Here is a 9,727-nt window from a genome sequence, read left to right on the forward strand (position 1 = left end):
TTATGGATTTTATAAATTTTTTAATCGACAATTACAATATCCCGATTTTAACCACTTTTCTTTTAGGCGTGCTTACTTCAATCAGCCCTTGTCCACTTGCCACCAACATCACCGCCATTGCTTATATTTCCAAAGAAATCAAAACCGCTAAACACACCTTGCTTAACGGAATTTTTTACACGCTTGGACGGGGAGCAAGTTATACCATTTTAGCCACTCTGATTTATTTCGGTTTATCCTCTTTTCAAATTTCAAGCATTTTTCAAGGCTGGGGTGATAAAGTTTTGGGTTCGGTTTTGATAATCATCGGCTTAATAATGTTTGGAATAATTAAAATAAATTTTGGCAAAGGTGGAGAAAAAATTGAAAGAATAAAACTCTGGCTGTCTCAAAAAGGATTTATCAGTTCTTTCCTTTTAGGTATACTTTTTGCTTTGGCATTTTGCCCTTATAGCGGAGTTTTATTTTTCGGCGCGCTTATTCCTTTGGTTTTAAAATCCACCGAGGGTTTAATCTTGCCACCGATTTTCGCTCTTGGTACGGGATTGCCTGTAATTTTGTTTTCTTTCGTTATCGCTTTTATGGTGCAAAAACTTGGTCAGGTTTTTCAAATCATGCAAAAGATTGAAAAAGTAATGCGTTATTCCGTGGCGACAATTTTTGTCATGGCGGGGATTTACTATTTGCAATTTTTGATTAAATATTTTGCTATCTTATGAAAAACAAAATTATAATTCCCACAATTTTATTTATTGCCGTTCTGATTTCTTCATTTTTTGCGCTTTCGCAAGAAAAAGACAAAAACTAAATTTCAACAAACGAAACGGTGGTGGAAGAAAACCAATCAGCAGATCAAATTATTCTTTTTTACGGCGATGGCTGTCCACATTGCACGATTGTTGAGGAATACATCAAAGAAAATAGTATTGGCGATAAAATTTCTTTCGCCCAAAAAGAAGTTTGTTACAATCAAAACAACGCTAAAAAGTTGGGAGCCAAGGCGAAAATTTGCGGATTGCCGACCGATTCAATCGGCGTGCCTTTTCTCTGGGATGGCGAGAAATGTTTAATCGGCGACCAAGACATTATTAATTTCTTTAAGCAAAAAACTAACGGGTAATAATATGAAAAAAATATCAATTTATCTTTTATTTATTTTCGCGATTAGCTTTCTTTTTGCCGATTGTTTTGATCAACACGAAAGTTGTCTATATTAGCTTCAATATTCTGAAAAAAATCCGGTTGACCAATCACTATATCAGCCGACTGGCCATTTGCAGTCGGGAATTGGTTCCAAATTAATAACACGATTATTATAAGCATCAGCCACGGCAAGTTTGCTTCCGTCGGTTGTTACTCCTGTCGGCCAACGTAATTTATCTGGAGCAGTGCCAGGAAAATTTTGAGTCATATCCTTTTAGCCTATAACTAAATCAGCAGGAGTATGATCTTGGGTAGGAATCCTGTTCCAAATTAAAACTCGGTTATTATAGGTATCGGAAACAATTAACCTTTTTCCGTCGGAGACGACCTTCATAGGATAGTTTAAGTTAGTGGCGCTACCGGCGTTATTAAAATCATCAGCATATAAAATTAAGTCTGCTGCTTGGCCGGTTTTAAACCAACCTTCTGGTTTGGTAATTACTTGTTTATATAGTCTTGCAGATGGTATTTTGGGGAAAACATTTGTCAGTGAATCAGAAAACGGCAACTTTTTTTGGAAAAACAAAGAAGCAACAACAATTACCACAGCAACGGCAAGGGTAATTACGAGTATGTTTTTAAAGGGTTTTTTCATAGGCAATAGTCTTAATTAGTTCTATATCTTTTCTCATCAATCCATGACCAAACACTAAAAAGGATAACCAATAATAATCCTGGTAAAAGATGGCTTTGCCCGCCCGAGCGTTCAGTCTCTGTCGCGCTTCGCGCGGCAATCAGTCGGAGTTTCGTTCAAAAAAGGTTCGGGCTTCGTTCAGCAATTGCGACCAAGTTAGACATTTTAAATTTTCAGGGGAAAGAGTTTGCTCGCTCGCCCCGCCTTCGGCGGGTCTCGCTTCGCCGTGCGGGATAAACTCCGGCGGGGCGAGCGAACAAACAAACGCCTCTGAATTTGAAAAAAGTTTAAGTTGGTCGGGCTGGGCGGATTTGAACCTGCCTGCCTGCCGGCAGGCCACCGGTCTCGTCGTCCCGAAGTATCTCACTAAAATCGGGGATACTGGATTTGAACCAGCGACCTCGTCGTCCCGAACGACGCGCGCTACCAGCTGCGCTAATCCCCGATTTTGGCGAGATATACAACAACGTGCCTGTCTGCCGGCAGGCAGGCACTACCAGCTGCACTACAACCCATTAACATAAACAGTTATATCATAATTTATTAAAAAAATCAATATTCGATTCCCGGCACAGCGACAGATTTTAACCGGTCAAATGGATGCTTTATATTTTTTATTTCACTTATCAAGTTAGCTCGCTCGGCAATTTCTTTCGGTAATCCCCTGCCGGTTAAAACTAAAAATTTTTCTTTTGGAAAATTATCAATAAAATTAAGCGCGTCCTGTAGCGTAATTTGATTCAAACGGATGGAATTTAATAATTCATCCAAAATAAGGACGTCTGACTTATCCACAAGCTCTTTGGCTTTATTTAGCGCATTTTGTGCTTGTTGCAGATCGTCTTCATTATTACTGAGCCGAAAACCCCCTCTAATTTCCCCTTGGAAAGGGGAAGAAAATATGCGGTTTTGTCCAAAGATATGTGCTTCTATTCCCAGCTGTTTTAATGTTTTAAACTCGTTACAATAATCCGAATTTTTATCAAAAAAAACAATGGCACAGGTTTTGCCTGCGCCATGAGCTCTTATCAAAGTTCCAAGAGCGGCCGTTGTCTTTCCTTTACCTCCACCGGTATAAATATAAAGCATATTTATGAGCATTTAGAATATCCGCAACTTCGGCAAAGCATACAACCTTCCGAGAGTTCTAATATTGCATGACACTCCGGACATTCCGGAGCAAATCCACGGTCAGCAATCTTAACTTCTGTTTTAGAGTATTCTACAGCCCTTAGCTCTGCTACAACATCGTCTTCCATTCCTGCCGCAGGCAATTCTTCTAGTTTTTCTTCTGTCATTATTTTTTCTTGAGGTTTTTTGAATCCAAGTTCAAGTTTTTGTTGTGCCGCGTTTATATGTTCGCGCAAAATAACTCCAATTGCGTCAGGAATAGATAAAACTTGACCATACTTACTCCAGCTTGGCATCGGTCCGCGGATTCCTCTCAGTTGCTCAAACACTTCCTCCACGTCAATTCCTGAACGCAAAGCTAATGATATAAGTCGGCAGATAGCTTCTGATTTTGCCGCAAAAAATCCTCCGGTTTTGCCAATCGTGGCAAAAACCTCAAACGGTTTACCATTTTCATCGTCATTCACAGTGACAAAAAGCGTTCCATATCCAGTTTTAATCTTATATGTGCTCCCAGAACACACCTCCGGTCTTGGCTTTGGTGTTAGACTTATTTTTGGAGCCTCAGCCTCTTGCTCTTTTTTTTCTTCTTTTGAATATAAGACAGCCAAATCGCGTGAACCGTCGCGGTAGTATGTCATTCCTTTACATCCCAAATCGTATGCCTGTATATATAGTTGGCGCACATCTTCTTCGGTATGGTTGTTTGGCGCGTTTACGGTTTTTGAGATACTAGAATCAACATATTTTTGTATAACCGCCTGCATTTTTATATGTTCCGAAGGAGTAAGCTCTTTTGCTGTTACAAAATATTCCGGTCTTTCTTCGTTTGGATGCTCAGCCTGATGTTTTTCGTAAAGTGGATGCATAATCTCATGCTCACCTAAACGATCTTTGCGGATTGTAACAAAATCATAAACAGGTTCTATCCCGGAAGATGCGTTTGCCAAAAGACCTGTGCTTCCTGTTGGCGCTTGAGTCAAGAGAAAAGCATTTCTTATACCATATTGGCTGATGCCGGCGCGAATATCTTCTGGAAGTTGTTTTATGAAATATCCTTGTAAATATTTTTCCGCATCAAATTTTGGGAAGCTTCCTTTTATCTTGGCAAGTTCTACAGATGCTCTATAGCTCTCATCTCGTAAAAAAGAAAAAAGCTTATCGCAAAAAGCGATTGCTTCTTCTGTCCCATATCTTATTTTCAATTTTATTAGCATGTCCGCGAGACCCATTGTTCCCAAACCGACTCTACGAACATTTTTTTGCGCCATTTTATTTTCAGGATAAAAATATTCAGTAACGTCAATAGCGTTATCCAAAAGGTGGATCGCTTTGTGTATTGTTGATTTTAGAGAATCCCAATTTACTTCGTCGTTTTTTATAAAATTGGAAAGGTTGATTGAACCAAGATTACAAACTCCCCATGCGCCAAGTGGTTGTTCACCACAAGGATTAGTTGAAATTAATTCTTCAAAATACCAACTGTTTGATTGCTTATTGGCGCGTTCCATAAAAAATACACCCGGCTCGCCTGATGCCCACGCAGATTCGCATATCATATCCCAGATAGCTTTTGCGCGAACGGTTCTATATGTTCTTTCTTTCCATTTTAGGTCCCAATCGGTGTCTGCTTTTACTGCCTTCATAAAAGAATCCGAGATACAAACCGATAGATTGGCATTCGTTACCAATCCCATTGTTCTTTTTACAGTTATAAATTCTTCAATATCCGGATGATCAACATCAAGCATGAGCATCAGTGCCCCGCGTCTTGAACCGCCCTGAGTAATTAAGCCCGTTACATAAGAATACAATCCGCCAAAAGAAACCGCTCCGCTCGCTGTTCCGTTTACGCCTTTTACATAACTTCCTTTTGGTCTCAAGGTTGAAATATTCACGCCAACTCCCCCTCCGCGTGCCATTATTTCCGCCATTCTTGTGACAGATTCCATAATGCCTCCTCGTGAATCCGCCGGAGACGGAATCACGAAGCAGTTATAAAAAGTTCGCTGACCAATCGCGCCTGCGCCTGACAAGATTCTTCCACCGGGAATAAATTTGAAGTTTTCCATTGCATCATAAAATGAATATTCAGCCGACTGTCTTGCCTCATCTACTTTTTCAACTTTTGCTATCGTTTTGGCAACACGCAACCACATCTCTTCTGGCTTATGTTCGATTAAATTGCCATTTTCATCTTTAGCGGCATACCTGTCAAGAAAAACTTTTTTATGTATCCCTTGTAATTCCATAGTAGTTTATTAGTTTAATTAAGTTATGTTTCAATTTATCGGAGAATAAAAAACACCAACATCTTTCTTTATGCTTGGTGTGTAATTCAACAAAACACACCCTGTTTTGTTTAAAAATACCCCCCTATGTTTTATTATAAAACATTAAAAAAAATGTGTCTTGTGGATAAACCCGTTTCAAGCTATAAACCACAATTTTTGTATCAAAGATTAAAGCCCCAATGTCAGATTGCCTATATTTTTTTTCTTTTCTTGCAGGTTAAAATCAATATTTATTTCTCTTTTTTCACCAGTTAAATAATCATCAAAACGCAATATGCCATTTTGTTTTCCATATTCATATATCTTTTTTGTTACTCTTACATCCTGACGACAATACTTTTCCAACTTTTCCAGTTTTTGTTCTTTCCAGAAACGAACCGCATCCAAACCATTGCCTGATTTTCCGATTCCCAAAGAACCTTGAGCAATACTATCCAACTTAATACGAAAGCCAAGAGACTTTTGAACTTCATCCATCATATCAAGTGTCGGAAGTTTTAATAAGTCATATGGCGCATAATTATTTAGAACAGGATAGTCAAAGCCGTTCAAATTATAACCAATGATACGGTCGGCAGACAAAAGTTCGTTCCAGAGCGATGGTAAATCTTTTTCAAAATAAACTCTGTATTCATCGGTATTATAATGATATGTAACCAAAAGAGAGAGCTTTAATAGTTTGCAATCGCGCCTGCCTGTTTCTTGAAATGTGTTTTGTGTTTCTATGTCTAAAACAATCTCATTCATAAAAATAAAATAATTAAAAATTGAGAGGTTATATTATGATAGCATATTTTGAAAACAAATAAAAAGATCCGTAAAAACGGAGCAAAAACGCAATTAGGAGTTAGTTTCTCCATTAGGTTTGTCGGTTTCCGCCCTTTGTCGAGTTTTTTAGCTAATAAGCATTATTAAGCAATAAAAAAAGCCCGGAATATTGATCTCGGGCGTGTATATATAGGGTTTTATAGTAAAAGAGCTAACAATCTCCGGCACAATCAAGCCAATCGCGTTCACAGTCGCGCAAACAGTAATAAAGGTCAATGTCATCAGAAGAACATGTGCTAAAACAATTATTTGCTTGAATAAAACATCCATTTTCACAATGGTCATATACGTCATACTCCGGATCAAAAAAAGCAGGCAAAAAAAGCATTAACATAAGGAGAAAAAAACAAACCTTCTTTCTCATTTTGCCACTTCGTCCGACAGTTCTTCTGCCGGAGGATATGGTGGAGTCCAATCAATTCTTACAATTTCTATCGCTTGCCGAGGTGAAGCGTTTTTTCCAAAGAGAACATTCCACGCTTCGAGCTGATTATTTTTTAAAAGCATTCTTTGCAAATGCGTTAGGCTTTTGTCAGACCAGTTTTTTATTCTTTCTATTGCTTCCCATGGAAATTTGAAGGCAAAAAGCGTATTCCACGCATGGTGTGCTACAACAGGAACCAACTCTTTATACCTCAGTTGTCGATTCTCTGCTTCGGTCAACTTTTTTCCTAAACGTCTTTCTTCTTTGGTTATATATTCTCTGACTCTGCATTTTGTTAAAAAATGGTGATAACTATGGCATGCATGGCGATGTTTCCGAACTTTTTCTGCTTCCTTTTTTCTCTCTTTTTCTTTTGTCGGGATTTTCCTTGGATATTTTTTATTCAAACTCTCTCCTTTCAAGGACAATGTACTAATTTAATGTTATAATACTTATATGATAAAACGCAAGCGCATAATTTTGTATTTAGTATTAATCATAGCCATAAGCCAGGCCATTTTTTTTGGATTTTTGCTTTATTTTAATTTTGCAGGAGTAGAAAAACAAGCAGAATTGGGCGTTACTTTCAGCCCTGGTCAAGCATATTATCTCGGGCTTGACCCAAAAAAAGTTCTCCACTCCTCTCTCACTGATTTAGGAATAAAAAAATATCGTTTTTCGGCTTATTGGGATAAAATTGAACAAAAACAAGGGGTTTATGATTTTAGCCAAATTGATTGGCAGATAGATGAAGTGGACAAAGAAGGCGGAGAAATTATTTTGGCAATAGGAAGGCGTCTTCCTCGTTGGCCAGAATGTCATGATCCCGATTGGATAAAAGGTTTGTCGGAAGAAAAAAATCAAGAGAATGTGCTTTCTTTGATTAGGAAAACAATAGAGAAATACAAAGATAGAACGGTGATAACGGCCTGGCAAATTGAAAATGAACCCTTCTTGTCTATTTTTGGCGAATGTCCGGCGCCAGATCCGGAATTTTTGAAAAAAGAAATAGCTATGGCCCATTCTTTGGATAATAGACCGATAGTTCTCACGGCCAGCGGAGAGCTTTCCAGTTGGACTAATGAAGCGATTTTGTCTGACAAAGTAGGAGTGAGTTTATATAGAACTACATGGAATAGTATTTTGGGACTATTTTATTATCCCCTTACCCCTCATTATTATAAAAGCCGGGCAAACACTCTACGCTTATTGGGAAAAGAAATATTTATAAGCGAACTCCAAGCTGAGCCGTGGGAACGTCAACCGTTACCAGAAACACCTATTATTGAACAAAAAGAATTAATGAATGCGAAGATGCTTGGTGAATCCATTAAGTTTGCCAAACGCGCAGGCTTTAATGAAATATATCTTTGGGGTGTAGAATGGTGGTATTGGCTAAAAAATCAAGGAGATAACGAAATGTGGCAAATGGTAAAAAATCTAGTAAACAAAAATTAAAATCCCGGGCTTTGCCTGGGATTAGTTTTTTAGAGAATCGGATTTTTGTAGGTGTCCGGCTATTGCGGACATAACATATTCATTTATCATTTCAGTTAGTTGTGTGGCCATAATCGCTTCTTTATTAGCAATACTTCGTCCGATTTCGCTGTCATAAAAAGCGATTGTCGCATCAATCTCATCTTCAGTATAACCTTCTGACATCGCCTCAACGACTTTACTAAAAATAGCATTAAAATCTACGGCTTGGATAATGTCTTGTGAACTGATACCCATATCTATTGCGATTTTTTGAAGAGTAGAAGGAATGAATTTTCTTAATTTGTCAGCCATTCCGGTGATATAAAAAAATTGCAATTTTTTTTGTTCTGTCAAGACTCGCCTCCTCTATGTCTGGCCATTTGTTGCTAAAAGGACAATTCCTCCTACAACTAGGATTAGACCAAAGAACTGAGGAATTGTCAAGCTTTCTTTCAGAAAAATCGCAGCTATCATTATCGTTGTTGCAAAACTCAGACTGGTAAATATAGGATAAGCAATACTCACATTCATCCTGCTAAAAATATAAACATACGGAGGAAATGAGGCAATATAAAGCAGGATTCCTCCCCAAACATGATAATTTTTTAATATGTCAACTATGATTTGTAAAGAAAAGCCACCCGTAAACTTTGCTGATCCGATTTTGAGTAAAATGGTGGCAACAGCATTCATGGCTACCGCTACCGCAAAAATTAATACTAATTGCATAATAATTTTTAAATTAACCGCGCTATCCGCGAAAATTTTTAGAAATCAATTTTTATTTTTGAGTATCTCCTAACTTTTAAGCCAATTGAAACAAGGGTTAATCCGGTAAACAAGAAAAAAACCGCTGTTAAAACTATCAAAAGCGCAGGATAAATATAAACCAATATCCCAAGGATAATAAATAGAAGTCCTTCCAAAATTAGTGACCATACCAAATGTGAGACGGCTTTTAGAATAAATTCTATGCGTTCCATATGCGTTTGTTATATTTCTCTACAAGGTCGAATAATAAAATATTGTTCGAGCGAAGTCGAGAACTATGATATTAATTTTTTGGATTAAATTTTAGTACTTCTTTTGCTTCTTCCAAAATTGGAGAAAGATCGCGCTTGGAAAGTCGGGTCTTTTCAACTAATTCAACAATATCATATTTTATCATGTCTTGTAATAAAAGTATTTCTGCTCGGCTAAACTCTTTTAGGTGTATTTTTTTAAGGCTTCCCAAAACAGTTATTGGATAAAGTTTTTTATTATCTATCCATAGAGTTAGTGGTTTTTCTTGCGGGTGATTCCATGAAAGAAGCCCCATTTTTTTGCATTTTCCATATTTTTCCGAGTCATAAGAAAACCGGCTATTCGTAACAATCCAACACTCGTCTATTAACGGACACTTTCCGAGCCGAGCGCCATCTCTCAAATCCATAAAACGCGCCCAAGTAGACATTGTGTCTTTTATATCTATATTAATATTAGTGCTGTGGCGCAGTTTGCACTCCATCATAATTCTTTTTCCATTTTTTTCTGCAATAATATCAACTTCGTGAGTAATGCATTTTCCTTCCATTATCTCCGGCAAATACGTTTTATACCCATATGCTCGGAACAGAAGCATTATATATTTTTCAAATTCAAATCCGGCTGGACCAAGTTTAAAAATAGCATCTCGTAAAGAATAACGTGCGGCTAAAGCCGGGCTGGTTTGCTTTAGCTTTCTTTTGGCTATCT

14 protein-coding genes, 1 tRNA gene and 1 pseudogene (1 of these 16 cut by a window edge) are annotated in these 9,727 nt (G+C 37.7%); 3 read left to right on the top strand and 13 right to left on the bottom strand.

Going from position 1 to position 9,727, the window contains the following annotated elements:
- Positions 1 to 2: 2 nt before the first annotated feature.
- Positions 3 to 719, top strand: a complete 717-nt coding sequence (locus tag COU51_00285) for a cytochrome C biogenesis protein (protein ID PIR67098.1) — start codon at positions 3 to 5, stop codon at positions 717 to 719.
- A gap of 107 nt (positions 720 to 826) precedes the next feature.
- Positions 827 to 1,120, top strand: coding sequence for a hypothetical protein (locus COU51_00290; GenBank protein ID PIR67099.1), 294 nt, complete (start codon positions 827 to 829; stop codon positions 1,118 to 1,120).
- A gap of 297 nt (positions 1,121 to 1,417) precedes the next feature.
- Here the strand turns inward: COU51_00290 and COU51_00295 are convergent, their stop codons facing one another.
- The 8 genes from COU51_00295 to COU51_00330 all read right to left on the bottom strand — a co-directional run bounded on the left by COU51_00295 (position 1,418) and on the right by COU51_00330 (position 6,936).
- Complete coding sequence (locus tag COU51_00295) at positions 1,418 to 1,798, bottom strand: hypothetical protein (protein ID PIR67100.1); 381 nt, start codon at positions 1,796 to 1,798, stop codon at positions 1,418 to 1,420.
- Positions 1,799 to 1,937: 139 nt separating this feature from the next.
- Complete coding sequence (locus tag COU51_00300; GenBank protein PIR67101.1) at positions 1,938 to 2,177, bottom strand: hypothetical protein; 240 nt, start codon at positions 2,175 to 2,177, stop codon at positions 1,938 to 1,940.
- Positions 2,178 to 2,209: 32 nt separating this feature from the next.
- Positions 2,210 to 2,282, bottom strand: a tRNA-Pro gene (locus tag COU51_00305).
- 107 nt (positions 2,283 to 2,389) lie between these two features.
- Positions 2,390 to 2,938 carry a cob(I)yrinic acid a,c-diamide adenosyltransferase gene (locus tag COU51_00310; GenBank protein PIR67102.1) on the bottom strand — a complete coding sequence of 183 codons (549 nt, stop codon included), beginning with the start codon at positions 2,936 to 2,938 and terminating at the stop codon, positions 2,390 to 2,392.
- Positions 2,929 to 5,220, bottom strand: coding sequence for a ribonucleoside-diphosphate reductase, adenosylcobalamin-dependent (locus COU51_00315; protein PIR67103.1), 2,292 nt, complete (start codon positions 5,218 to 5,220; stop codon positions 2,929 to 2,931). Before COU51_00315 ends, COU51_00310 begins: the two co-directional genes overlap by 10 nt.
- Positions 5,221 to 5,430: 210 nt before the next feature.
- Complete coding sequence (locus tag COU51_00320; protein ID PIR67104.1) at positions 5,431 to 6,009, bottom strand: helicase; 579 nt, start codon at positions 6,007 to 6,009, stop codon at positions 5,431 to 5,433.
- A 232-nt stretch (positions 6,010 to 6,241) separates the two neighbouring features.
- Complete coding sequence (locus COU51_00325) at positions 6,242 to 6,454, bottom strand: hypothetical protein (protein ID PIR67105.1); 213 nt, start codon at positions 6,452 to 6,454, stop codon at positions 6,242 to 6,244.
- A complete protein-coding gene (locus COU51_00330) occupies positions 6,451 to 6,936 on the bottom strand; it encodes a hypothetical protein (protein ID PIR67106.1) in 486 nt (161 codons plus the stop codon). The genes COU51_00325 and COU51_00330 overlap by 4 nt, the downstream gene beginning before the upstream one ends.
- 34 nt (positions 6,937 to 6,970) lie before the next feature.
- On the opposite strand from COU51_00330, the gene COU51_00335 reads away from it, so the two are divergent.
- Positions 6,971 to 7,972, top strand: coding sequence for a hypothetical protein (locus COU51_00335; GenBank protein ID PIR67107.1), 1,002 nt, complete (start codon positions 6,971 to 6,973; stop codon positions 7,970 to 7,972).
- 21 nt (positions 7,973 to 7,993) lie between these two features.
- Here the strand turns inward: COU51_00335 and COU51_00340 are convergent, their stop codons facing one another.
- From COU51_00340 to COU51_00360, 5 genes and pseudogenes are all read right to left on the bottom strand, one after another.
- Positions 7,994 to 8,347: a hypothetical protein gene (locus tag COU51_00340; GenBank protein ID PIR67108.1), complete on the bottom strand. Its 354-nt coding sequence runs from the start codon at positions 8,345 to 8,347 to the stop codon at positions 7,994 to 7,996.
- A gap of 12 nt (positions 8,348 to 8,359) precedes the next feature.
- Positions 8,360 to 8,722 (bottom strand): hypothetical protein, encoded by a 363-nt coding sequence (locus COU51_00345; GenBank protein ID PIR67109.1) that lies wholly within the window; start codon positions 8,720 to 8,722, stop codon positions 8,360 to 8,362.
- Positions 8,723 to 8,760: 38 nt separating this feature from the next.
- Positions 8,761 to 8,976, bottom strand: a complete 216-nt coding sequence (locus COU51_00350) for a hypothetical protein (GenBank protein ID PIR67110.1) — start codon at positions 8,974 to 8,976, stop codon at positions 8,761 to 8,763.
- A 71-nt stretch (positions 8,977 to 9,047) separates the two neighbouring features.
- A complete protein-coding gene (locus COU51_00355; GenBank protein ID PIR67111.1) occupies positions 9,048 to 9,614 on the bottom strand; it encodes a hypothetical protein in 567 nt (188 codons plus the stop codon).
- Between the two features lie 37 nt (positions 9,615 to 9,651).
- A pseudogene (locus tag COU51_00360) lies at positions 9,652 to 9,727 on the bottom strand (hypothetical protein) (it continues 185 nt past the right edge of the window).

This window comes from Parcubacteria group bacterium CG10_big_fil_rev_8_21_14_0_10_36_14 (assembly GCA_002772895.1).
In the GTDB taxonomy this organism is placed as follows: domain Bacteria; phylum Patescibacteriota; class Patescibacteriia.

What these genes read in the sequence shown, in the direction of transcription:
- COU51_00285 (PIR67098.1), top strand. Translation starts at nt 3, where the DNA reads ATGGATTTTATAAATTTTTTAATCGACAATTACAATATCCCGATTTTA.
- COU51_00345 (PIR67109.1), bottom strand. Translation starts at nt 8,722, where the DNA reads ATGCAATTAGTATTAATTTTTGCGGTAGCGGTAGCCATGAATGCTGTT.
- COU51_00295 (PIR67100.1), bottom strand. Translation starts at nt 1,798, where the DNA reads ATGAAAAAACCCTTTAAAAACATACTCGTAATTACCCTTGCCGTTGCT.
- COU51_00335 (PIR67107.1), top strand. Translation starts at nt 6,971, where the DNA reads ATGATAAAACGCAAGCGCATAATTTTGTATTTAGTATTAATCATAGCC.
- COU51_00355 (PIR67111.1), bottom strand. Translation starts at nt 9,614, where the DNA reads ATGCTTCTGTTCCGAGCATATGGGTATAAAACGTATTTGCCGGAGATA.
- COU51_00320 (PIR67104.1), bottom strand. Translation starts at nt 6,009, where the DNA reads ATGAATGAGATTGTTTTAGACATAGAAACACAAAACACATTTCAAGAA.
- COU51_00315 (PIR67103.1), bottom strand. Translation starts at nt 5,220, where the DNA reads ATGGAATTACAAGGGATACATAAAAAAGTTTTTCTTGACAGGTATGCC.
- COU51_00350 (PIR67110.1), bottom strand. Translation starts at nt 8,976, where the DNA reads ATGGAACGCATAGAATTTATTCTAAAAGCCGTCTCACATTTGGTATGG.
- COU51_00325 (PIR67105.1), bottom strand. Translation starts at nt 6,454, where the DNA reads ATGAGAAAGAAGGTTTGTTTTTTTCTCCTTATGTTAATGCTTTTTTTG.
- COU51_00310 (PIR67102.1), bottom strand. Translation starts at nt 2,938, where the DNA reads ATGCTCATAAATATGCTTTATATTTATACCGGTGGAGGTAAAGGAAAG.